22 protein-coding genes are annotated in these 21,673 nt (G+C 59.8%); 9 read left to right on the forward strand and 13 right to left on the reverse strand.

The features are described 5' to 3' along the window. Window positions 1-204: 204 nt before the first annotated feature. The 4 genes from JBO08_RS25255 to JBO08_RS25270 are packed head-to-tail and all read right to left on the reverse strand — an operon-like array spanning window position 205 to window position 4,422. Complete coding sequence (locus JBO08_RS25255) at window positions 205-489, reverse strand: YceK/YidQ family lipoprotein (RefSeq protein WP_220075165.1); 285 nt, start codon at window positions 487-489, stop codon at window positions 205-207. Beyond that, window positions 482-1,111, reverse strand: a complete 630-nt coding sequence (gene ubiX / locus JBO08_RS25260) for a flavin prenyltransferase UbiX (protein WP_017735613.1) — start codon at window positions 1,109-1,111, stop codon at window positions 482-484. Before ubiX ends, JBO08_RS25255 begins: the two co-directional genes overlap by 8 nt. Then, window positions 1,108-2,457: a UDP-N-acetylmuramate:L-alanyl-gamma-D-glutamyl-meso-diaminopimelate ligase gene (gene mpl / locus JBO08_RS25265; protein ID WP_065873691.1), complete on the reverse strand. Its 1,350-nt coding sequence runs from the start codon at window positions 2,455-2,457 to the stop codon at window positions 1,108-1,110. Before mpl ends, ubiX begins: the two co-directional genes overlap by 4 nt. 57 nt (window positions 2,458-2,514) lie before the next feature. Beyond that, a complete protein-coding gene (locus JBO08_RS25270; protein ID WP_065873692.1) occupies window positions 2,515-4,422 on the reverse strand; it encodes a sigma-54-dependent Fis family transcriptional regulator in 1,908 nt (635 codons plus the stop codon). A 273-nt stretch (window positions 4,423-4,695) separates the two neighbouring features. Between JBO08_RS25270 and JBO08_RS25275 the strand changes: the two genes are divergently transcribed. The 9 genes from JBO08_RS25275 (at window position 4,696) to JBO08_RS25315 (ending at window position 14,125) form a co-directional block, all read left to right on the forward strand. After that, window positions 4,696-6,216, forward strand: a complete 1,521-nt coding sequence (locus tag JBO08_RS25275; protein ID WP_220075164.1) for an aldehyde dehydrogenase family protein — start codon at window positions 4,696-4,698, stop codon at window positions 6,214-6,216. A 218-nt stretch (window positions 6,217-6,434) separates the two neighbouring features. Next, on the forward strand, window positions 6,435-7,868 hold the full coding sequence (gene eat, locus JBO08_RS25280) for an ethanolamine permease (protein WP_049711357.1): 1,434 nt from the start codon (window positions 6,435-6,437) through the stop codon (window positions 7,866-7,868). Between the two features lie 63 nt (window positions 7,869-7,931). Further along, complete coding sequence (locus JBO08_RS25285) at window positions 7,932-9,326, forward strand: ethanolamine ammonia-lyase subunit EutB (RefSeq protein ID WP_220075163.1); 1,395 nt, start codon at window positions 7,932-7,934, stop codon at window positions 9,324-9,326. Then, the gene (gene eutC / locus JBO08_RS25290; protein WP_065880420.1) at window positions 9,323-10,156 is read left to right on the forward strand and encodes an ethanolamine ammonia-lyase subunit EutC; all 834 of its coding nucleotides are present in this window, start codon (window positions 9,323-9,325) and stop codon (window positions 10,154-10,156) included. Before JBO08_RS25285 ends, eutC begins: the two co-directional genes overlap by 4 nt. Before the next feature lie 92 nt (window positions 10,157-10,248). Next, window positions 10,249-10,707 (forward strand): N-acetyltransferase, encoded by a 459-nt coding sequence (locus tag JBO08_RS25295; protein ID WP_049711354.1) that lies wholly within the window; start codon window positions 10,249-10,251, stop codon window positions 10,705-10,707. Window positions 10,708-11,018: 311 nt separating this feature from the next. Then, on the forward strand, window positions 11,019-11,675 hold the full coding sequence (locus tag JBO08_RS25300; protein WP_220075162.1) for a DedA family protein: 657 nt from the start codon (window positions 11,019-11,021) through the stop codon (window positions 11,673-11,675). A gap of 6 nt (window positions 11,676-11,681) precedes the next feature. Continuing rightward, a complete protein-coding gene (locus tag JBO08_RS25305) occupies window positions 11,682-12,497 on the forward strand; it encodes a zinc-dependent peptidase (RefSeq protein WP_220075161.1) in 816 nt (271 codons plus the stop codon). A 109-nt stretch (window positions 12,498-12,606) separates the two neighbouring features. After that, window positions 12,607-13,134, forward strand: a complete 528-nt coding sequence (ppa, locus tag JBO08_RS25310; protein WP_049711351.1) for an inorganic diphosphatase — start codon at window positions 12,607-12,609, stop codon at window positions 13,132-13,134. Window positions 13,135-13,348: 214 nt separating this feature from the next. Beyond that, window positions 13,349-14,125, forward strand: a complete 777-nt coding sequence (locus JBO08_RS25315) for a S24 family peptidase (RefSeq protein ID WP_065873697.1) — start codon at window positions 13,349-13,351, stop codon at window positions 14,123-14,125. Window positions 14,126-14,427: 302 nt separating this feature from the next. Here the strand turns inward: JBO08_RS25315 and JBO08_RS25320 are convergent, their stop codons facing one another. The 9 genes from JBO08_RS25320 to JBO08_RS25360 all read right to left on the reverse strand — a co-directional run bounded on the left by JBO08_RS25320 (window position 14,428) and on the right by JBO08_RS25360 (window position 21,221). Further along, window positions 14,428-14,664: a DUF6124 family protein gene (locus tag JBO08_RS25320; protein WP_065908962.1), complete on the reverse strand. Its 237-nt coding sequence runs from the start codon at window positions 14,662-14,664 to the stop codon at window positions 14,428-14,430. Between the two features lie 332 nt (window positions 14,665-14,996). Beyond that, window positions 14,997-16,154: a glutathionylspermidine synthase family protein gene (locus tag JBO08_RS25325; protein ID WP_065891182.1), complete on the reverse strand. Its 1,158-nt coding sequence runs from the start codon at window positions 16,152-16,154 to the stop codon at window positions 14,997-14,999. Between the two features lie 12 nt (window positions 16,155-16,166). Further along, window positions 16,167-16,874, reverse strand: coding sequence for a DUF1190 domain-containing protein (locus JBO08_RS25330; RefSeq protein WP_049711347.1), 708 nt, complete (start codon window positions 16,872-16,874; stop codon window positions 16,167-16,169). 18 nt (window positions 16,875-16,892) lie between these two features. Next, window positions 16,893-17,321 carry a DUF350 domain-containing protein gene (locus tag JBO08_RS25335; RefSeq protein WP_065873700.1) on the reverse strand — a complete coding sequence of 143 codons (429 nt, stop codon included), beginning with the start codon at window positions 17,319-17,321 and terminating at the stop codon, window positions 16,893-16,895. A 15-nt stretch (window positions 17,322-17,336) separates the two neighbouring features. Beyond that, the gene (locus tag JBO08_RS25340) at window positions 17,337-18,011 is read right to left on the reverse strand and encodes a DUF2491 family protein (protein WP_065873701.1); all 675 of its coding nucleotides are present in this window, start codon (window positions 18,009-18,011) and stop codon (window positions 17,337-17,339) included. Continuing rightward, on the reverse strand, window positions 17,998-19,032 hold the full coding sequence (locus JBO08_RS25345) for an ion channel (protein ID WP_065881135.1): 1,035 nt from the start codon (window positions 19,030-19,032) through the stop codon (window positions 17,998-18,000). Before JBO08_RS25345 ends, JBO08_RS25340 begins: the two co-directional genes overlap by 14 nt. A gap of 72 nt (window positions 19,033-19,104) precedes the next feature. Next, window positions 19,105-19,665, reverse strand: a complete 561-nt coding sequence (locus JBO08_RS25350; protein ID WP_065881134.1) for a rhomboid family intramembrane serine protease — start codon at window positions 19,663-19,665, stop codon at window positions 19,105-19,107. Window positions 19,666-19,815: 150 nt separating this feature from the next. Next, the gene (locus JBO08_RS25355; protein WP_065881133.1) at window positions 19,816-20,514 is read right to left on the reverse strand and encodes a PspA/IM30 family protein; all 699 of its coding nucleotides are present in this window, start codon (window positions 20,512-20,514) and stop codon (window positions 19,816-19,818) included. 17 nt (window positions 20,515-20,531) lie between these two features. Further along, a complete protein-coding gene (locus JBO08_RS25360; protein ID WP_082224410.1) occupies window positions 20,532-21,221 on the reverse strand; it encodes a YjfI family protein in 690 nt (229 codons plus the stop codon). Window positions 21,222-21,673: the final 452 nt, after the last annotated feature.

Below are 21,673 nucleotides of genomic sequence, written 5' to 3' on the forward strand. Positions count from 1 at the left end.
GCGAGGCTGCGTTTGCGGGCTGTCTGACACACCGCTGACGCAGCCTCGCCAGGGCTCGACAGCTGCTGCGCAATTTCACTTTGAAGATGTATAGATACTTATGCTCATCGCGGGCAAGCCCGCTCCCACATTTGATCGGGTTCACACAGTTCTAAATGTGGGAGTTGGCTTGCCTGCGATGAGGCCAGCACAGGCAATACACCTCTATAGGCCGCCTGTGGCATTGAAGCCAACGCCCAACACCGTCAACACGGACAGCGGCAACAACAGCGTATCGAGCAACGCACTCGCCGGCAGATCCACACCGGGGTAGCTCGGCGCCTCTGCACCAAACCTATCCTTGGCGCAACAACCTCCATTCATCGCATACAGATCCAGGCGCGTACCGGCATACACCACCGGCGCGCCTGGCTTTGCCGCATCCAGCGTGCGGGCAGTGGCGCAGCCCGTGAGTTGCAACGCCAGTACGATCAGCAGCGCCTTATTCATCACTGCTCAAATGATGCTCACCCCAACGCGGCAGCATGTCCTGAGGGATATTCAGCAGGTTGAGAATGCGCGCCACCACAAAATCCACCAAGTCATCGATGGTCTGCGGCTGGTGATAAAAACCGGGCGAGGCCGGCAAAATCGTCACGCCCATGTTCGACAACTTGAGCATGTGCTCCAGGTGAATGCTCGAATACGGCGCTTCACGGGGCACTAGGATCAACTGCCTGCGCTCCTTCAACGTCACGTCTGCCGCGCGTTCAATCAAGTTGTTGCAGGCACCCGTGGCAATCGCAGACAAGGTGCCCGTAGAACACGGCACCACCACCATGGCCGCCGGCGCACCGGAGCCGGAGGCCACGGGCGACATCCAGTCCTCTTTACCGTAAACCTTGATCTGCCCCGCCGCCGCACCGGTGTACTCGGTGAGGAAGGCCTGCATCATCTGCACCTTGGGTGGCAGCGCCACGTCGGTCTCGGTGGCCATCACCAACTGCGCGGCCTTGGAGATCAGGAAGTGCACCTCACGGTCTTCGCGCACCAGGCAATCCAGCAGGCGCAAACCATAGGGCGCGCCGGACGCACCGGTCATCGCCAGGGTGACGCGTTCCGGCCCGCTCATTTCAGCGCCTCGGCCAGCTTACCGTGCAGGCCACCGAAGCCGCCGTTGCTCATGACCACCACATGCGTGCCGGGTTTGGCCTGTTGCTTGACGTGCTCAATGATGCCTTCGATGGAATCACACACGGTGGAGGGCACCGTGCACAGCGCGGCAATCGCCGGCAGGTCCCAGCCGAGATTGGCCGGCGCGTACCAGACGGCCTCGTCGGCATCGTTGACGCTTTCCGGCAGGCCATCGCGGTGCGCGCCGAGCTTCATGGAATTGGAACGCGGTTCGATAATCGCAATGATCGGCGCATCACCGACACGCTTGCGCAGGCCGTCCAACGTAGTAGCAATGGCCGTTGGGTGGTGGGCAAAGTCGTCGTAGATGGTAATGCCATTCACGTCGGCGACTTTTTCCATACGGCGCTTCACGCTTTTGAAAGCACTCAACGCGGCAATGCCCATGGAAGGCACCACGCCCACATGCCGCGCGGCAGCCAGGGTAACCAAGGCGTTGGCGACGTTGTGCTGGCCGGTCATGTCCCAATCGACAATGCCCTGGGCTTCGCCGTCGAACAGCACTTCAAATCGGGAACCGTCTTCGCTGAGCAGCTTGACCTGCCATTGCCCGCCCACGCCAGTGGTTTGCACCGGGGTCCAGCAGCCCATGTCGATCACGCGCTGCAACGCCGGTTCGGTGGTCGGGTGGATCACCAGGCCTTCGCTCGGAATGGTGCGCACCAAATGGTGGAACTGACGCTCGATGGCTAGCAGATCGGGGAAGATGTCCGCGTGATCGAACTCCAGGTTGTTCAGGATCGCCGTGCGCGGGCGGTAGTGAACGAACTTGGAGCGCTTGTCGAAGAAGGCGCTGTCGTATTCATCCGCCTCGATCACGAAGAACGGCGTATCGCCCAGGCGCGCCGACACCGAGAAGTTCTGCGGCACGCCGCCGATCAGGAACCCCGGGCTCATGCCCGCATGCTCCAGCACCCAGGCCAGCATGCTGCTGGTGGTGGTTTTGCCGTGGGTGCCGGCAACCGCGAGCACCCAACGGCCTTGCAGCACATGGTCCGCCAGCCATTGCGGGCCAGACACATAGGGCAAACCTTTATTGAGTACGTATTCGACCGCCGGGTTGCCACGGGACATGGCGTTACCGATCACCACCAGGTCCGGGACCGGGTCGAATTGCGACGGGTCGTAGCCTTGGGTCAGCTCGATGCCCTGGGCCTCGAGTTGCGTGCTCATGGGCGGGTAAACGTTGGCATCGGAGCCTGTCACGTGATGGCCCAGCTCTTTGGCCAGTACTGCCATCGAGCCCATGAACGTGCCGCAAATACCGAGAATATGAATGTGCATAGTCGACCTCGTAAAACATCGAGGCAGGTTAGCGCAGGGGGGCGAAAATCGCACCTTTTAGCTGAGGGCGTGGCGCGCGATGCCGTGCCGGCGCAGCTTTCTATACAGCGTGTTGCGGCTCACACCCAACTGCTCCGCTGTGTGCGTCATGTGCCAGCGCTGTTGCTGCAACGCCGTAAGCAGTGCGAGGCGTTCGGCGTCTTCCAGTGGCGATTCCACAAGCGTGGCCTGCGCGGCTGCCACGGGACGGGCCTGGCGAATCTGCGCGGGCAAGTCCTCAAGGCCGACACGCCCCTCGTCGCACAACGCCACCAGCGTGCGCAATACCGTGCGAAGTTGGCGCACATTTCCCGGCCACGCGAATGCCAGCAGCGCCCCACGCGCCGCCGGGTCGAGCGATACGGCCTCACCGTTGGCTTCCTGCGCCAGCAGAAAATCGAGCAACTGGGATGTGTCACTGCGCTCGCGCAAAGGCGGCAACCCAACTTCCAGACCATTGAGCCGGTAGTACAAGTCCTCGCGGAAACTGCCTTCCTGCACACGTTCCAGGAGATTGCGGTGGGTCGCGCTGATGATTCTGACGTTCACCGCCAGGGGCTCACCGCCGAGCGGCACCACCAGCCGATCCTCCAGCACCCTTAATAGCCGGGTTTGCAGCGCCAGGGGCATATCGCCGATTTCATCCAGGAACAACGTGCCGCCGTCGGCTTGCTGCAGCTTGCCTTGCATGCCCTCTTTGCGCGCGCCGGTAAAGCTGCCGCCGCGATAGCCGAACAGCTCGCTTTCAATCAGGCTTTCCGGAATCGCCGCACAGTTGAGCGCAACAAACGCTTTGTCGGCACGCTGACTGGCCAGGTGCACAGCCTTGGCGAAGGCCTCTTTGCCGGAGCCGGTTTCGCCATTGATCAGCAACGGCACATCGCGCTCAAACACGCGCAGCGCCTTGCTGAAATCCTGTTGCAGCGCCGGGTCGCCCAGGCAGATACCAGGCAGTTGCGGCCGCGCCACCACAACAGGTTTGGCAACGGGCGACGGCGCGCTGCGCGCCTGGCCGCGCAACGCCGCGAACAAATGCCGACCATCGCGGGTACGCAACGGCCAACTGGCGGTGGCATTCGCGCTGGCGCGACCGAGCAACTGATCCAGGGAGCACTCGAAAAACGCCTCCACCGGCTGCCCGAGCAAATGGCCACGCAGTTGCCCCAACAGGTTCAGCGCACTCTGGTTGACCGCACAAATCCGCCCCTCGCCATCGAACGCCAGCAGGCCTTCGCTGAACAACCCGACCGACTCCGCCTGCAAGTGGAAGCGCAGCAGCCAGTGGTGTTCAAAGTGACGCAGGAAGTAGCAACTCTCGATCATCTTCGCCGACAGGTTTACCAGCGCCATGGTGTGGAACTGGCTCTGGCGCGACACCGCTTCCCGCGCCGAGGACACGTCCAACACGGCTAGCAGATCGCCATGTGGGTCGAACACCGGGCTGGCCGAACAGGTCAGGCCCGTGTGGCGCCCACGAAAATGCTCATCGCGGTGAATGGTCAGGGACTGGCGTTCCACCAGGCAGGTGCCGATACCATTGGTGCCTTCGCAGGCTTCGCTCCAATCGGCGCCCAGCCACAGCCCGGCGCGCTCGAAAATCTTGCGCTCCGACGGCGCAGTGACGCAGTTGAGGATCACCCCGCGCGCGTCAGTCAGTAACACCGCATGCCCGGCACCGGAGAGTTGCTGGTGCAGGCTGTTCATCTCGCTGCCGGCGATGTGCAGCACCTGCTGCAGGCGTTCGCGGCTTTCCAGCAAGCGGCCGTGTTCGAGCACAGTGGGGGCAATGGTTTGCGCAGGGTCAAGGTGGTAGTCCTCCAGGCAACGCAGCCAGGAGCGAGCGATGGAAGGATCGCTGGACGGGTCGCGGCCATGCGCCACGGTCAAAACTTGTTGGGCATGGCGACTGAATTGATCGTTGTGCATTTCTTATTATTCTCCCTGCGTGAGAACGCCCAGCATCCCCCAGCCATCCAGGCATTGCAATCCCGGGCCGACCCACCGGTCACAGGCTGTACCGTTTGTGGCACAAACTGTCATATCACCTGTATCAGCCCTGCTACAGCAACGCCTTGCAACAATGCCCAACCCTTTGATTTACCTGGCGTGCAAAGCGGTGGCCCAACCTTTGCTCTACGCTTTAGTACGCGCTTGCTGCGCTGCACTCCGAATAAACATAAAAGCCAGGAGATACCCACCATGCGTTACGCACACCCCGGTACTGAAGGCGCCGTCGTTTCGTTCAAGGCCAAGTACGGCAACTACATCGGTGGCGAATTTGTTGCGCCGGTCGACGGCAACTATTTCACCAACACCTCGCCGGTCAACGGCAAGCCTATCGCCGAATTCCCGCGCTCCACTGCCAAAGACATCGATAAAGCACTGGACGCCGCCCACGCTGCCGCCGACGCCTGGGGCAAGACCTCGGCCCAGGACCGCTCGCTGGCCCTGCTGAAAATCGCCGACCGCATCGAACAGAACCTCGAACTGCTGGCCATCACCGAAACCTGGGACAACGGCAAGGCCGTGCGTGAAACCCTCAACGCCGACATCCCGCTGGCCGCCGACCACTTCCGCTACTTCGCCGGCTGCATCCGCGCCCAGGAAGGCAGCAGCGCCGAGATCAACGAACACACCGCGTCCTATCACTTCCATGAGCCGCTGGGCGTGGTCGGTCAGATCATCCCGTGGAACTTCCCGCTGCTGATGGCCGCGTGGAAACTCGCCCCGGCCTTGGCCGCCGGCAACTGCGTGGTGCTCAAGCCTGCCGAGCAAACGCCGCTGGGCATCAACGTGCTGATGGAATTGATCGGCGACCTGCTGCCACCGGGCGTGCTGAACGTGGTGCACGGCTTCGGTAAAGAAGCCGGCGAAGCCCTGGCCACCAGCAAGCGCATTGCCAAGATTGCCTTCACTGGCTCTACGCCAGTGGGCTCGCACATCATGAAATGTGCTGCGGAAAACATCATTCCGTCGACTGTTGAGCTGGGCGGCAAGTCGCCGAACATCTTCTTTGCCGACATCATGAAAGCCGAGCCATCCTTTATTGAGAAGGCCGCTGAAGGTCTGGTGCTGGCGTTCTTCAACCAGGGCGAAGTGTGTACCTGCCCATCGCGCGCGCTGGTGGAAGAGTCGATCTACGACGACTTCATGAAAGTGGTCATGAAGAAAGTCGAGCAGATCAAACGCGGCGACCCGCTCGACACCGACACCATGGTCGGCGCCCAGGCGTCCGAGCAGCAATTCGACAAGATCCTGTCCTACCTGGAAATCGCCAAGGGCGAAGGCGCACAACTGCTGACTGGCGGTAAAGTCGAGAAGCTCGAAGGCGATATGGCTGGCGGTTATTACATCCAGCCGACCCTGCTCAAGGGCACCAACGAAATGCGCGTGTTCCAGGAAGAAATCTTCGGCCCAGTGGTGAGCATCACCACCTTCAAGGACGAAGCCGAAGCCCTGGCGATTGCCAACGACACCGAGTTCGGCCTGGGTGCCGGCGTGTGGACCCGCGACATCAACCGCGCCTACCGCATGGGCCGCGCGATCAAGGCGGGCCGCGTGTGGACCAACTGCTACCACCTGTATCCGGCGCATGCGGCTTTCGGCGGTTACAAGAAGTCCGGCGTGGGGCGTGAGACGCACAAGATGATGTTGGATCATTACCAGCAGACTAAAAACTTGCTGGTGAGTTACGACATTAATCCACTTGGCTTCTTCTAACGTTGCCTCCTAGCAGGCGACCCGCTCTCAACTTGAAATGAGATCAAGTGTGGGAGCTGGCTTGCCTGCGAAAGCGGTGTGTCAGCCAAGTATGTGTTAACTGACAAAACGCTTTCGCAGGCAAGCCAGCTCCCACATTTGAACTTCGCAAGTAGCTGCTACCTCATTCGGCACACAGAGGCCGAGTTAAAAACAATAAGAATGGAAGGTACTTTCCAATGCCTAGCGAACCCACTGGATCCTCCGTCGACTTCGAAAAAGTCGGCACCGACTACTTCCAACAACGCGAACTTAAAAAAGGCGCCGCCGGCTGGGTGTTGCTGGTCGGCCTCGGCGTTGCCTACGTCATCTCCGGCGACTACGCCGGCTGGAACTTCGGCCTGGCCCAGGGTGGCTGGGGCGGGATGTTCCTCGCCACCTTGCTGATGGCCACCATGTACCTGTGCATGTGTTTCTCCCTGGCCGAGCTGTCTTCGATGATCCCTACCGCCGGCGGTGGCTACGGCTTTGCCCGCAGTGCCTTTGGCCCTTGGGGCGGGTTCCTCACAGGCACCGCGATCCTGATCGAATACGCCATCGCCCCCGCCGCCATTGCGGTGTTTATCGGCGCGTATTGCGAGTCACTGTTCGGCATCGGCGGCTGGATGATTTACCTGGCGTTCTACATCATCTTTATCGGCATCCATATTTTTGGTGTGGGTGAAGCCCTGAAGCTGATGTTTGTGATTACTGCCGTCGCCGCGATTGCCCTGGGCGTGTTCCTGGTGGCGATGGTGCCGCACTTCAACGTCGCCAACCTGTTGGATATCCCGGTCACCGAAGCCAAAGGCGCCAGCACCTTCCTGCCATTCGGCTATGTGGGTGTGTGGGCGGCAATCCCCTATGCCATCTGGTTTTTCCTCGCGGTCGAGGGCGTGCCGCTGGCCGCCGAAGAAACCAAAAACCCCAAACGCGACCTGCCGCGCGGCCTGATCGGCGCCATCGTGGTGCTGACCAGCTTTGCCCTGCTGATCCTGGTGATCGCACCGGGCGGCGCCGGCACTTACGCGCTGATCAAATCCGGCAACCCGCTGGTTGAAGCGCTGGCCTTGGCCTACGGCGGTTCCACCTGGATGGGCAGCTTCGTCAACCTGGTTGGCCTGGCCGGCCTGATTGCGAGCTTTTTCTCGATCATCTACGCCTATTCGCGGCAGATCTTCGCCTTGTCCCGCGCCGGTTACCTGCCACGCAAACTGTCCCAGACCAATAAAAGCAAGGCGCCGGTGCTGGCGCTGGTCATCCCCGGCATCATCGGTTTTGGCCTGTCGCTGACCGGCCAGGGGGATTTGCTGATCCTGGTGGCGGTGTTTGGCGCGACGATTTCCTACGTGCTGATGATGGCCGCGCACATCACCCTGCGCATCCGTCGCCCCAAAATGGACCGTCCGTACCGCACGCCGGGTGGCATCTTCACGTCAGGCGTTGCGCTGGTACTGGCCTGCGTGGCCGTGGTGGCGGGCTTTCTGGTGGATCCACGGGTGGTGATTGGCGCCGCGATCATCTATGGAGTATTAATTGCTTACTTTGCTTTCTACAGCCGGCATCACTTGGTAGCAGGCACGCCCGAAGAGGAATTCGCGGCGATCCAGGCCGCAGAGGCCGCCTTGCACTAAATGCCGTAAACCTCGACGCGGGGACCTTGTTCACAGGGGCCTGCGTCATCAAGGAGACACTGTATGGCAAGCTTTTCCCACGCGGTAGGTGCACAAACCTACCGCTTCGACAGCCTCAAGGACGTGATGGCCAAGGCCAGCCCCGCACGCTCCGGGGACTTTCTCGCCGGCGTCGCCGCACAGAACGACGGCGAACGGGTGGCCGCGCAGATGGCGTTGGCGAATATCCCGCTGAAACACTTCCTGGAAGAAGTGCTGATTCCGTATGAAAGCGACGAAGTCACCCGACTGATCATCGACACCCACGATAAACAGGCGTTTGCGGCGGTCAACCACCTGACCGTCGGCGGCCTGCGCGACTGGCTGCTCAGCGACGCCGCCGATGAACAATCCCTACACGCATTGGCGCCAGGGCTGACACCGGAAATGGCGGCCGCCGTGTCCAAGATCATGCGCGTGCAGGACCTGGTGCTGGTGGCGCAGAAGATCCGGGTGGTCACGCAGTTTCGCGGCACCATGGGTTTGCGCGGGCGTTTATCCACACGACTGCAACCCAACCATCCGACGGACGAACCGGCAGGTATCGCCGCGAGCATCCTTGATGGCCTGCTCTACGGCAACGGCGACGCCATGATCGGCATCAACCCGGCCACCGACAGCATCGCCTCGATCTGCGCCATGCTGGAAATGCTCGACGCGATCATCCAGCGCTATGAGATCCCGACCCAGGCCTGCGTGCTGACCCACGTCACCACCTCCATCGAAGCGATCAATCGGGGGGTGCCGTTGGATCTGGTATTCCAGTCAATTGCCGGCACCGAGGCGGCCAACGCCAGTTTCGGCATCAGCTTGAGTGTGCTGCAAGAAGGCTACGACGCGGGCTTGAGCCTCAATCGCGGCACCTTGGGCCAAAACCTGATGTATTTCGAAACCGGCCAGGGCAGCGCCTTGTCGGCCAACGCGCACTTTGGCGTCGACCAGCAAACCTGCGAAACCCGCGCCTATGCGGTGGCCCGGCACTTCAAGCCGTTCCTGGTGAACACCGTGGTCGGTTTTATCGGCCCCGAGTACCTGTACAACGGCAAGCAAATCATTCGCGCCGGCCTGGAAGACCACTTCTGCGGCAAGCTGCTGGGCGTGCCGATGGGTTGCGACATCTGCTACACCAACCACGCCGAAGCCGACCAGGATGACATGGACACCCTGCTGACCCTGCTGGGCGTGGCCGGGATCAACTTCATCATGGGCATCCCCGGTTCCGACGACATCATGCTCAACTACCAGACCACCTCGTTCCACGACGCCTTGTACGCCCGCCAGACCCTGGGGCTAAAACCGGCGCCGGAGTTTGAACAGTGGCTGGCGAAGATGGGCATCTTCACGCAAGCCGACGGCAAGGTACGCTTCGGCAACAGCCTGCCACCGGCGTTTCGCCAAGCCTTGGCGCAACTGGGATGAAGGAGCCGCCCGTGCAACTAGACCTGCCTGACAACCCCTGGCTGGAACTGCGCCGCCTGACGCCGGCGCGTATTGCCCTGGGCCGAACCGGCACCAGCATCCCCACCAACGCGCAACTGGACTTCCAATATGCTCACGCCCAGGCGCGTGACGCGGTGCACCTGCCCTTCGACCACGCGGGCCTGAGCAGTCAACTGGCAGAACGCGGACGCGATAGTTTGTTACTGCACAGTGCTGCTGCCGACCGGCACAGCTACCTCCAACGCCCGGATCTGGGGCGGCGCCTCAGTGATGAGTCGGCCCAAACCCTGCGCGACCATGCCGAGGCTAATCCCGGCGGCGTGGATCTGGCGGTGGTGGTGGCCGATGGTTTATCGGCGCTGGCGGTGCATAAACACACCCTGCCGTTTCTTACACGCATGGAGGAACAAACCCACGCTGAAGGCTGGTCTTTGTCGCCCGTCATTTTGGTGGAACAGGGACGCGTGGCGGTGGCAGATGAAATCGGCCAATTGCTCGGTGCCAGGATGGTGGTGATCCTGATCGGCGAACGGCCAGGCCTCAGCTCGCCGGACAGCCTGGGGCTGTATTTCACCTACAACCCCAAAGTGGGCCTTACCGACGCCTATCGCAATTGCATCTCCAACGTACGCCTGGAAGGGCTGAGTTACGGCATGGCGGCCCATCGCCTGCTGTATCTGATGCGAGAGGCGTGTCGTCGGCAGTTGTCGGGGGTCAATCTCAAGGACGAAGCGCAGGTTCAGACAATCGAATCCGACGATCCGGACCTGATGAAAGGTAACTTCCTGCTCAGTTCACCGGATGACTGATTGATGGGCGATTGCGCTTTTTCACGCCATTAGGCAGCATCGAGTCACGGCCGCTTGTGTGGTCATACCCAATCTGGAAGTTGAGGCCTGGCATGCGGATTACTCAAGCGACCCTGGAACACCTGGACCTGTTGACCCCGTTGTTCGTCAAATACCGCGAGTTTTATGGCGCCTTGCCCTTCCCGGACTCCTCGCGGGCCTTTCTGGAAAAACGCCTGCGCCGCAAGGAGTCGGTGATTTACCTGGCCCTGGCGGACGATGACGACAAGAAGCTGCTTGGATTTTGCCAGCTGTACCCCAGCTATTCGTCGCTGTCGCTGAAGCGGGTGTGGATTCTTAATGACATCTACGTGGCGGAAGACGCGCGCCGACAATTAGTGGCGGACAACCTGATGCGTACGGCGAAGAAGATGGCCAAGGAGACACATGCGGTGCGGCTGCGAGTCTCGACCAGCAGTGACAATGAAGTGGCGCAGAAGACCTATGAGTCGATCGGATTCCGTGAGGACACTGAATTCAAGAACTACACGTTGCCGATCAGCGAAGACTGAAACCTGAATACTTCAAACACTACAATTCCCCTGTGGGAGCGGGCTTGCTCGTGAAAGCGTTGGTTCAGTCAGACTATTTATAACTGACCCGCCGCTTTCGCGAGCAAGCCCGCTCCCACATTTGGATTTGTGGTGATCTGCGGACCGCGTGCCACGACATCCCCCGCTACAAAACCAACACGCTTTTCACCGCTCTATCCGTATAATGCGGACCTTTCAGGGTTGTAAGAAATGCGGCATACACTTGTAGCCTTATTACCCGAGCTTCCGCACAGGCCTGCAGAGCCGGGCCATTCACACAGGTGCCATCCATGGATTTCAACCCGCTCAACCTTATCCTGCATCTCGATGTTTACCTCGACCTGCTGGTAACCAATTACGGTCCGTGGATCTACGCCATTCTGTTTCTGGTCATTTTTTGCGAAACCGGCTTGGTGGTCATGCCGTTCCTGCCGGGTGATTCGTTGCTGTTTATCGCCGGCGCCGTGGCCGCAGGTGGTGGTATGGACCCGGTCTTGCTGGGCGGCCTGTTGATGCTGGCGGCGATCCTTGGCGACAGCACCAACTACGTAATCGGGCGAACGGTGGGCGAACGCTTGTTCAACAACCCCAACTCGAAAATCTTCCGTCGCGATTACCTGCAAAAAACCCACGACTTCTACGACAAGCACGGCGGCAAAACCGTGACGCTGGCGCGCTTCCTGCCAATCCTGCGCACCTTCGCGCCGTTCGTCGCCGGCATCGCGAAAATGCCCTACGCACGCTTCTTTGGTTTCAGCGTGCTGGGCACTATCCTCTGGGTGGGCGGCTTGGTCACCTTGGGCTACTTCTTTGGCAACGTGCCGTTCATCAAGAAAAACCTGTCGCTGCTGGTGGTGTTTATCATCCTGCTGTCGCTGGTGCCGATGATCATTAGTGTATTCCGCAGCCGTTTTGGCCGCTCCTCCTCCGAAGCCAAGTCGCAGTAAGCGGCGATGTGGTCCCTCAGCGCCTGGCGTCGCCAGCGCTTGCTGGCCAGGCACCCGATTGCCGATGACACCTGGCAGCGGGTACGCCAGCACCTGAGCTTCCTCGACGGCATCACTGCCGATCAGGACCAGTGGCTGCGTGAAGCCTGCGTGGTGTTCCTTGCCGAAAAACACCTCACCGCCCTGCCCGGCGTCGAACTGCATCAGGAACAACGCCTGCTGCTCGCCGCCCAGGCGCAACTGCCGCTGATGAACCTCGGCGACCTGGATTGGTACCAAGGCTTCCACGAAATCGTGCTGTACCCCGACGACTTCGTCAGCCCCCAGCGCCATCGCGACAGCAGCGGCATCGAACACGTATGGGACGGCGAACACAGCGGCGAAGCCTGGCAACAAGGCCCAGTGATCCTCGCCTGGCCCGGCGTACTCGCCAGCGGTAACTGGGAAGGCTACAACCTGGTCATCCACGAACTGGCGCACAAGCTCGACATGCTCAACGGCGACGCCAACGGCCTGCCACCGCTGCACCACGACATGCGCGTGCAGGAATGGGCCAGCGTGATGCAAAGCGCCTACGACGACCTCAATCGCCAACTGGACGCCAACCCGGACGCCGATACCGAGATTGACCCCTACGCCGCCGAAAACCCGGCGGAATTCTTTGCCGTCACCAGCGAATATTTTTTCAGCGCCCCGGATTTGCTGGTGAGCAGTTATCCACAGGTGTACGCGCAACTCAGCCGCTTTTATCGCCAGGATCCCTTGGCCCGCCTCACCGAACTGCAGGCCAGCGACCCACGTTATCAGCCACAAGGCGAATGACCGTACGACGTCTGGCGCATGGCATCGGCGTCAGAATGTGCCTATAATCGCCGCCACTTTTAGGCCAATCCGGCCAAGTTTCTTGGCCAATTAACGGGGGCAACGCCCAATGAGCTACAGCAAGATTCCGGCTGGCAAAGACCTGCCGAACGACATCTACGTCGCCATCGAGATTCCGGCCAACCACGCGCCGATCAAATACGAAATCGACAAAGACAGCGACTGCCTGTTCGTTGACCGTTTCATGGCCACCCCGATGTTCTACCCGGCCAACTACGGTTTCATCCCGAACACCCTGGCTGACGACGGTGACCCCCTCGACGTGCTGGTTGTAACCCCTTACCCGGTTACCCCAGGCTCGGTTATCCGCGCACGCCCAGTCGGCATCCTGAACATGACCGACGACGGCGGCGGCGACGCCAAAGTCATCGCAGTGCCACACGACAAGCTGTCCCAGCTGTACGTGGACGTGAAGGAATACACCGACCTGCCGCCCCTGTTGCTGGAGCAGATCAAACACTTCTTCGAGAACTACAAAGACCTCGAAAAAGGCAAATGGGTGAAGATCGACGGTTGGGGCGATGCAGAAGCCGCTCGCGCCGAAATCATGAAGTCGGTCGCGGCCTACAAAGGCTGATACCTGCTCCTCATTGCCTCGGCAATTGAAAAAGCCCCGATCATTCGGGGCTTTTTTTGTGGGAAAAACTAAACGACAAGTTCAATTTTTTATAATCAATGTTTAACTAGCGACCGAATCCGAAGTATTAAGCTACAACTAAGCAAAAGCCTACAAGCGCAACTCAACGCATGGTTTATTTGATCTGTAAATCCCGCCAGTAAACTCTGCGTTTATGAATACATCAGGTGATCGTTTAAAAGCGCTACTGCGGGAAGTTCATCTTTCCGCCTCCGACTTCGCCAAGAACCGTGGCGTCACGCCTCAACACGTGAACAACTGGTTCAAGCGCGGTGTACCCATGGGCCGACTCAACGAGATCGCAGAACTGTTGTGCATCTCTAGCCGCTGGCTGCGTACCGGCGAAGGCCCCAAACACCCACCGGCCAACTTCCTGCTGGAAGGCCCGGACACCCGAAAAGGACTGCCCTCTACCCGCGAAGGAAGCGGCAAATACCTCACAGGCCCCGCCTGTCCTCCAGAAAAAATCGACGTGGAGATCGACCTCCACCCCTCATTCGCCTCCACCGAACGCATCCGCGTCTCCCTGCACACCCTCCAAACCCTCACCGTAAACCCCGACCGCGCCCTGGGCGCCTACATGGTCGACAACAGCATGATCGACATCATCCAACAAGGCGCCACCCTCGCCATCGACCGAGGCCGCACGCAAATCATCGACGGCGAAATCTACGCCGTCGAACACGACGGCATGCTGCGCATCAAATACCTCTACAACCGACCGGGCGGTGGTTTGCGCATGCGTAGCCACAATGCCGGCGAGCATCCCGACGAATACCTCACACACGAACAACGCTTTGAACAGAACTTCCAGATTCTGGGGTGGGTGTTCTGGTGGTCCACCCTGAACAACCGCCGCCCCCCGGTGCCGCTGGATGAACATCTTTTGGGCTGGGAAGGCTCTAAATCGGAGCCGGAGGTGGGCATTTGAAATGAATGTGGGTATCATGCGCCGCACATTTGGCAGGGGGTGGCTTTGCGCTATTCACCCTGCTCGGCGATGCGGAGGAGTTCCCGCGGATGCCCCTACTATTCAGCCCGACGCAATGTGGGCTGAGCGATTTGAAGGCTGGTGAGGTTTGTCAAAAACAAGCTGAGGCAGTCCCCGAGAAGCCGGCCACAAGCCGGCTTTTTAATGCCTGAAAAAATTACAAACCAATTGTCCAACAGCTGTTGGACAATTGGATAACCAAAGGCGGGCCGCCTAGCGCCCAGACCGACTATCAAGCCGCATCATTTCGGCTGCATACACTCCACCGCCCGATCCGCCACCATCTTCGCCATCTCCACCAAATGCATCACCGCTCTATGCGGCGCACCCAGCGGTTCACCGAGCGCTTGCGACGTGGCCACCGCACACTGCAGCAACTCAGCCACACGCACCCAGGCATCCTCAAAGCTCAGTTCTTCATTAACGGTAAAGGGGTGAGTCGCACCCGATGATGGCGAATCCGAAACAACGTTATCCATAGCAAAACTCCAATCGATAATTTGGAGCTGCCACGACCCGCGACTAAACGAAAGGCGGCAGCTGTACGCAGGTTAGTCGACCGGTCGATTGGAAACCCGGCGCACCCGGAGGTGCCCTGCGCACAGCCACCATAAGATGCAGGCGAAGGAATGCCTGACTCATGAGTTGCTTATGCGCCAATCGAATCCGGGCGACTAAACCCGGTCACTGAATAGGCAGTGACAGCTCGCAGCCTAGTCACGCATTCCCGCTGGCGCAATGCACTTGGGATTCTCTCGGAAACGTCCTGCAAATGAAAGGGATCAACCCTGCTGGCCCTTTAAGCTCGGCCTTAATCCAATATCAAATGCGGCAAAAACCGACTCGAATCCTTGGTAATCAAACTATTGTCTTCCCGCACCCCAATCCCCGCCGCCTGATCACCAATCACCCAAGACCCAATCAGCGTGTAGCTGTCACCAAACTTCGGCAGCGGCGCAAACTCCTGAAGAATGAACGGCGCATCCGTATAGGGCCCGTCCTCTTTCACGATCAGCCCGTCAGCCGTTTGCAGCTCGATGTTGGCCCCTTCCCGCGAGAAGAACGGCTTGCGCACCCAGCCCTTCGGCACGGCTTTTCCGGGGTCGGTATCCAGGTGGGACGCGAGCAAATTCGGATGGCCTTTGTTGAATTCCCACAACAGCGGCAGGATGCCTTTATTGGAAATTATGGATTTCCACGCAGGCTCGAAAAACTGCGTATCACTTTGGGCAATCGCCGAGCCGAAGGGCTCGTGGAAGATGAATTCCCAGGCGTGCAGTTTGAACAGGTGGGGGATCCAGCGGTCCTCGAGGTCGACGAAGCGGCCTTCGGCGGTCAGGCCGATGTCTTCGATGTCGATGTGGCGTGATTCGATGCCGACTTTTTCCGCGACGAGGCGCAGGTAGTCGGTGGTGCCTTTGTCTTCGATCGATTCTTTCATCGACGCGAAGTAGAACGGTTGGTTGATCTGCAATTGGGCGAAGGCCTGGTGCAGTTTGGTGTCGATGCTGTTGAACTGGTCGGCGTGCTTGGGCAGCAGGCCGCGTTCGATGCATTGTTCCAGCCAGCCCCACTGGAACGCGGCCGCTTCGTACAGGCTGGTGGGGGTGTCGTAGTTGAGTTCGAGCAGCTTGGCGGGCCCGGTGCCGTTGTAGGAAAAGTCCATGCGCCCGTACAGGTGCGGGTGACCTTCGAGCCATGAGGTTCGAATCATGTCGTAGAACGGCGCGGGGATGCTCAGGCGGTCCAGCAGTTCCTCGCTGTGGACCACGCGGGCCACGAGGTCCATGCACATGTCATGGATCTCGGTGGTCGGGTCTTCGAGATCTTGCTCGATTTGCTTGAGCGTGAACTGGTAGTACGCGCTCTCGTCCCAGTAGGGTTCGTCGTCGATGGTGTGGAACAGGAAGCCGAGGCTGTCGGCAGTCTGTTTCCAGTCATGACGCTCTGCGCAATGGATCTTCTTCATGGCCCGGTTTCCTTAACTGCTCGACCCGCCGCCGCCCCAGCCGCTGCGTGCGCTGGCCTTGCTGCCGAAGCCGCCACGGGAGGTGGCCGACGATACGGCGCTGGACGCGCTGGAGGAGCGCAGCGTGTTCGAGTAATTGCTGCTGCCGTACCGCGCCTGGTTCGAGCGGTCGAATGTCGCCCCGCTGGAGGCCCGCTGACTCAGCGTCGAGGAGCCATAGCTGCCGCGATCGTCGCGGTAGCGATACACCGGCTCGGAGCGGTAGCTGTTGCGGTTGTTGCTCAGCATGTTGCCGATCAACAGCCCCGTCAGCAGGCTGCTGGTGGAGAAGCCTGAGCCGCTTGCTTGCGATTCGCCCGTTTGCGCCTTGGCCGCGTCGACCTGGGATTGCGTGACCTGGCCTTCGGCGGTCAGTTCGAAACCGCCCAGCTTGGGGATGAACTGGCCATTGGAGTCCAACTGGCACCAGCCGGCGACAAAGTCGGCATCGCAATCGGCCTGGCTGGCGTATACCGGGGCGATGCGGCGATGCTCGGCCATGGCCGTCATGTAGGCGTCCGAGCAGACGTCCACCGGAAGCTTTTCATCGGCGCACTGCTGAACAGACTGGAAGTTGTACTTCTTCTGCAACTCGTAGGTTTTTTCCGTCGGCCCGCAGCCGGATATCGCCATGGCGACCGACGCTGCCAGCGAAAGCTGGACGTACTTGCTTCGTTTCATCGGGAGCTCCGTGCGCAATCAGTTCTGGGAAGGCGTCATGCAGGCGGCGTTCAACATGCCGACGCTGATGGCCACGGCTGCCACGTAGATACCGGCCGCGAGTTCGCCTTTCTTGATGCGTTCGGAAGTGCCTTTGAGCACCAGGCTGGTCACCAGAAACGCCAACAGTTGGACGAGGGCGGCGATCACGGCCCAGACGACGAAGTCGAGGAGGCTGATCGAGAAAGCAATCACATTGCTGGCCGGAATCGCGAAACCAATGATGGCGCCGCCCAGCGCCACCGCAGCCGACACGTTGCCCGCACGGATCAATTCGAATTCCTTGTGCGGTGTGACGCGGGTGTAGATGAACTGGAACAGCGCGAACAGCACGGCAGCGCCCAGGATATAGGTGACAAACCCGAACACGGCGGGTTTATTCAGCGAGATGGAGAGAGCTTCTAGCATGGACTTCTTCCTTTTTCAGAGCGTATTCAGGTCGGTTGTGTACAGCGAAATGCCCAGCGAGGTGCTCAGGCTGACGGTGCCTTCAGCGTCTTCCTCGACGGAAAACAGCAGGAACTCCCGGCGGTCGGTCAGGCCGGTGTCACGGGCGTACAGCATCGAACGGTGCTCGACGGTGTAGGCACTCTCCGGATTGATCACCTGTTCGCTCATTGCCACTAATTCTGTCTGGCCCTCCTCACTGCCCCACACGCGGCTGTATTCAACGCCGTTGTGCGTGTAGGTCGGCAGCCCGATCAGGCTCTGTGGACCGGCGAGACGACGCAGTTCCGCCTCACTGCTGAGGGTGACGTAACTCAGGTAGTTGAACAGGATCACCGACTCGACCTGCCCGGCGATGTCACCCGTGGTGTGCACCTGCAGCCAGTAATCTTCGTCGTTCATGTAATAGCGCGACAGCCAGGTCGACTGCCCGAGGTCCACGGTGCCGTTGCTCCAGATTTCCTGGGAGCCGGGGATAACCACGCTGGTTTTATCATCGAGCAACAATCGCAGGCTTGCGTCGAATATCACGCCTTTGCCCGGCGCCAGGCCCAACGGGCCAGTGGTCGGCACGGCTACGCTGGCGGTGCGGTTCGACTCGGTATTCGCGTTCGGGGCCTCAAGCCCCATCAACTGTTTAAGCCATCCCATTGGAGATTTCCTTGAGGCGTGTAGAGGCGATGTAAAAGAGTTCACCGCCTTCAACGCGCGTGGCGCTGGGCGGGTTGATCGACGGTTGCTGGGCACCTTTGGCGCGGTAGCCGATGAGGGTGGCGTTGTGGCGTTCCTTCATCTGCGTGTACAGATCACCGAACGTTGCTTCAAAGGCCTCGGGCAATTTCATCAGGTATTGGGTGGCGCCTTGGCCCACGCACAACAGCTCATTAATGACCACTGACGAGCCCGGGTCCTGGGAGGCGCGCACCAACATCTCGATCGCCATGCTGGAGGTGCACTCCAGGCTGGGGGCGTAGGAGCTGGCGAGTGCGGCAATTTCACTTTCGTTGAAGTGCGCGACCACATGCCCAACAGGTTTCAGTTGATTCACCGCCAGCACGGTGGCCAGCGTCAAGTCGTCAGACGGGGTTCGCACCAGCACACGCTCGGCACCGGGAACGCCTGCACGCAACAGTAACGCGGTGGAGGACAGGCTTTCGCCGCGGATGAATGCCGCTTTGCCGGGCATCGGGTTTTCTTCGAGGGTGCAATCGCAGATGACGATCAGGTTGTCGTTTGAGGTTTCGTCTTGCAGCAACAACTCAATGACCCGCTCGCTGGACGTACCTTCCCAGCCAATGAGCACCGTATGGCCGACTTTTCCGGTGAAATCGCCTTTGCCCTTCATGCCTTTTCTCCATGCATCGATGACACTGCTGGTGGTTTTGCCGATGGCTGCCGTCAACAGCGCAATGCCCCCGAGCATGACCCAGGTGGCCACGAAAATTCGCCCCGCCGAGGTCTGTGGCGCGAGGTCGCCATAGCCGACGGTGAGTGTGGTGGTGAGGTAGAAGTAGATAAACGTGGCGGGAGCAGTAAGGTGCTGTTCGCCCAGAAACACCAGGCCCAGATAGGCCGTGCTCAGGTGGACACCCAGGGCAATGACCAGACCTGCCCAGCCGAAGCGGTGAAAGAGGGAGGACGCGTACAGGCGCAACAATAGAAATATCGACATGTCGTCCCTGATTCCCTGGGTACTTGATTCCGGATGAGGTCAGCGCCTCGGCGTCTGGAGGCTCAAGTGCGTTCACCGCGCATTAAACCTGCTGCGCGGCGCAGAGAGAAGTACCTTGGCAGCAATAAATCCAGCGAACGCACCAAACAGGTGACCTTCGAAGGACACCCCCTGACGCGGCAGGAAGCCAAAAATCAGCCCGCCATAGAGCAGAGCGACAACACCGGCGGTTATCAGGTTGCTCCAGCTCCGATGAAACCAGGCACGAGACAACAGGTAGGCCCACAGCCCGAATACCCAGCCGCTGGCCCCCACGTGCACGCCTGCAAAACCGAACAGCCAGACCAACAAGCCGCCCAGCAGGATAATGATTGCGCTGACGCTGATGAACCGATTGAACCCTTCGATGATGACCAGGGTGCCCAGTATCAAAAAGGCGATCAGGTTCGCACTCAGGTGAGCAAAGGACGCGTGCAAAAAGGGTGAGGTGAGAATGCCCGGCAGCCCGTACAGCGTTCTTGGCACAAGGCCGAATGCAATCAGGCTGTAACCGGTGACTGCATTGAGCAATTGCAGCGCGACCATCAAGAGGGCGAGGCCTGCGATTGTCTTGAACCCCTTCAGGGCATCCATCCTGACCTCGACGTTAAATGCCGGCCCGCTAATGAACCGTGGCGAGGGAGCTTGCTCCCGCTGGGCTGCGTAGCGGCCCTGAAAATGGGACTGCTGCGCAGCCCAACGGGAGCAAGCTCCCTCGCCACAGGTACAGTGTTCGCCCTTCGCTTACTCGGCCGACTTTTGCTTCAGACGTTCCAGAATCGCATTGGCGCTGCCTTCGTTCGGCGTGATGCCGGCGTCGCGCAATTTGCGCTCCAGGTCGGTACCCGTCGAGGCGTCAGCCAGTTCGTCCTGGGCTTGCAGTTCAGCGGCGCGTTGCTGCTGTTTGGCTTGCAAGCGATTCAACGTACCGACGGCGGTTTCCAGCTTGCCGTTGGCACCGCCACTGGCGATGGACGCGCTGACCTGGGCCTTCTGTACGCTGTCGCGCGCCTTGGCCATGTCCACTTGCTGACGCAGGCTTTTAATCCGGCTTTCAGCCTTGGTGATGTCCTTGCGCATGCTTTCAGCGTACCCACCGAACTCGGCGGCCTGCTTTTGCTCGACATCCAGTTCGTTGGTCAGGGTCGAAATGGCCTCTGCCACTTCCAGCGCCAGGTCTTCACGGTTGGCCTGGATAGCGGCCATCGCCTTGGATTCCAGGTCCTTGATCTTGGCGTTGTACTCGCCGACGCGGTCATTCGCCAATTTGTGCTTGGCCATGATGCTGACCAGCTCACGCTTGGCGTTAGCCAGCGCGCTGTCGGCGTCGCGAATTTCCTGGTCGAGGATGCGCAGGGCTTGTTGGTCGACGATGGATTCGCCGACTTCGTTGGCACCGCCACGCAGCGCGGTGAACAATTTGCTCCAGATGGACTGAGTCATTGGATATTCCCTACTGATTAGTTGAAGAAGCGTTCAAAGGCTTCGCTGGCGCGCTGCACGTTATCGACGAGGGTTTTTACCTCGGTCACGATGTTCGTCAGGCTGGAGTCGGAGCTCAACGCGCCGAACATGTTGTAAACAACTTGCCCGTTCGGCATGGACTCGATGCCGATCGAAGACAGCGGGAACATTTCCCGGCTGCGCAACACGGCGTCATTGAAGGCAGGTACATCGTTGATGGACTCGACGTCGACCAGAACGGTGTCGACGATGATCTGCTCGCCGACCACCGCGATGTAAATCGGCAGGCCACCGAAGTCGTTCATTTCCAGCTTGATGCTGGACTCGGAGCCTTGAACCAGAGAAAGCGTAATGTCGTTGGAGACCACGTCGTCCAGGGCCTGAAGCGCACTGAAGAGGCGATCGATGTTCCAGTTGGTACCTGCGCTCATGTAATTCTCCGACATGAATGAGCCAGCCAGAATCGGCTGGCGAAGCTGTTTCTCCATCTGCTTGAGCAGGCTTCGGTTTTCGGGAAGCACCCAAGTCTCGTGTTTCACATAACCGGCGGCCGCCAGACCCGCGCGCATCTGCTTCATATAAAAGCTCGATGGCTTCTTTGCGGGCGATTTCAAGCGCTCTCCCTTGCGGCTTGCTGAATCTGTATCGGGCCCTGCTGGCGGGCTCGATGGAGAGCTGCTTTTCATGGTACTGACCTCGTTGTGAAAAACTCACGCGTGAGAAACACTACAGGCAATTTCGATCGTGCTCAATAGCTCACGCGTGAGATTTTTTCGGTGCGTTTTTCGGCCATCAAAAATAGCTGGGCAAGCGATAGGCGCTCCCTGGGAAACGCCCTGCAAGCAAAAAGGATCAGTCCTGCTGGCCTTTGAAAATCACACCCCACTCACTCCCGTGTTCCCCCCACCCACCTGTGTTCCCAGGTGACACCCCCCGACCTTACCCCCATCGCATAAACATCAAATGAAACGTCCTACACACATATCTAAACAAACCGTTTAAGCGCCAATTCCCCGACTCCCCTCTCCGCTGGCCCAAAACCTGCTTATTGCACACCGTACAATAAAACCGGTTCAAGCCGGGCTCACCCTCAACCACTGCTGCGTAATGCAGCCTGGGGAATGCTGATGTCTACAAC

The sequence above is a fragment of the Pseudomonas sp. LAP_36 genome (assembly GCF_019456785.1).
GTDB lineage: Bacteria > Pseudomonadota > Gammaproteobacteria > Pseudomonadales > Pseudomonadaceae > Aquipseudomonas > Aquipseudomonas tritici.

What these genes read in the sequence shown, in the direction of transcription:
- JBO08_RS25345 (WP_065881135.1), bottom strand. Translation starts at nt 19,032, where the DNA reads ATGTCGATATTTCTATTGTTGCGCCTGTACGCGTCCTCCCTCTTTCAC.
- ubiX (WP_017735613.1), bottom strand. Translation starts at nt 1,111, where the DNA reads ATGAGCGGGCCGGAACGCGTCACCCTGGCGATGACCGGTGCGTCCGGC.
- JBO08_RS25325 (WP_065891182.1), bottom strand. Translation starts at nt 16,154, where the DNA reads ATGAAGAAGATCCATTGCGCAGAGCGTCATGACTGGAAACAGACTGCC.
- JBO08_RS25360 (WP_082224410.1), bottom strand. Translation starts at nt 21,221, where the DNA reads ATGAAAAGCAGCTCTCCATCGAGCCCGCCAGCAGGGCCCGATACAGAT.
- JBO08_RS25300 (WP_220075162.1), top strand. Translation starts at nt 11,019, where the DNA reads ATGGATTTCAACCCGCTCAACCTTATCCTGCATCTCGATGTTTACCTC.
- JBO08_RS25255 (WP_220075165.1), bottom strand. Translation starts at nt 489, where the DNA reads ATGAATAAGGCGCTGCTGATCGTACTGGCGTTGCAACTCACGGGCTGC.
- JBO08_RS25355 (WP_065881133.1), bottom strand. Translation starts at nt 20,514, where the DNA reads ATGACTCAGTCCATCTGGAGCAAATTGTTCACCGCGCTGCGTGGCGGT.
- ppa (WP_049711351.1), top strand. Translation starts at nt 12,607, where the DNA reads ATGAGCTACAGCAAGATTCCGGCTGGCAAAGACCTGCCGAACGACATC.
- eat (WP_049711357.1), top strand. Translation starts at nt 6,435, where the DNA reads ATGCCTAGCGAACCCACTGGATCCTCCGTCGACTTCGAAAAAGTCGGC.
- JBO08_RS25305 (WP_220075161.1), top strand. Translation starts at nt 11,682, where the DNA reads ATGTGGTCCCTCAGCGCCTGGCGTCGCCAGCGCTTGCTGGCCAGGCAC.
- JBO08_RS25330 (WP_049711347.1), bottom strand. Translation starts at nt 16,874, where the DNA reads ATGAAACGAAGCAAGTACGTCCAGCTTTCGCTGGCAGCGTCGGTCGCC.
- eutC (WP_065880420.1), top strand. Translation starts at nt 9,323, where the DNA reads ATGAAGGAGCCGCCCGTGCAACTAGACCTGCCTGACAACCCCTGGCTG.
- mpl (WP_065873691.1), bottom strand. Translation starts at nt 2,457, where the DNA reads ATGCACATTCATATTCTCGGTATTTGCGGCACGTTCATGGGCTCGATG.
- JBO08_RS25315 (WP_065873697.1), top strand. Translation starts at nt 13,349, where the DNA reads ATGAATACATCAGGTGATCGTTTAAAAGCGCTACTGCGGGAAGTTCAT.
- JBO08_RS25275 (WP_220075164.1), top strand. Translation starts at nt 4,696, where the DNA reads ATGCGTTACGCACACCCCGGTACTGAAGGCGCCGTCGTTTCGTTCAAG.
- JBO08_RS25335 (WP_065873700.1), bottom strand. Translation starts at nt 17,321, where the DNA reads ATGCTAGAAGCTCTCTCCATCTCGCTGAATAAACCCGCCGTGTTCGGG.
- JBO08_RS25285 (WP_220075163.1), top strand. Translation starts at nt 7,932, where the DNA reads ATGGCAAGCTTTTCCCACGCGGTAGGTGCACAAACCTACCGCTTCGAC.
- JBO08_RS25320 (WP_065908962.1), bottom strand. Translation starts at nt 14,664, where the DNA reads ATGGATAACGTTGTTTCGGATTCGCCATCATCGGGTGCGACTCACCCC.
- JBO08_RS25350 (WP_065881134.1), bottom strand. Translation starts at nt 19,665, where the DNA reads ATGGATGCCCTGAAGGGGTTCAAGACAATCGCAGGCCTCGCCCTCTTG.
- JBO08_RS25270 (WP_065873692.1), bottom strand. Translation starts at nt 4,422, where the DNA reads ATGCACAACGATCAATTCAGTCGCCATGCCCAACAAGTTTTGACCGTG.
- JBO08_RS25295 (WP_049711354.1), top strand. Translation starts at nt 10,249, where the DNA reads ATGCGGATTACTCAAGCGACCCTGGAACACCTGGACCTGTTGACCCCG.
- JBO08_RS25340 (WP_065873701.1), bottom strand. Translation starts at nt 18,011, where the DNA reads ATGGGATGGCTTAAACAGTTGATGGGGCTTGAGGCCCCGAACGCGAAT.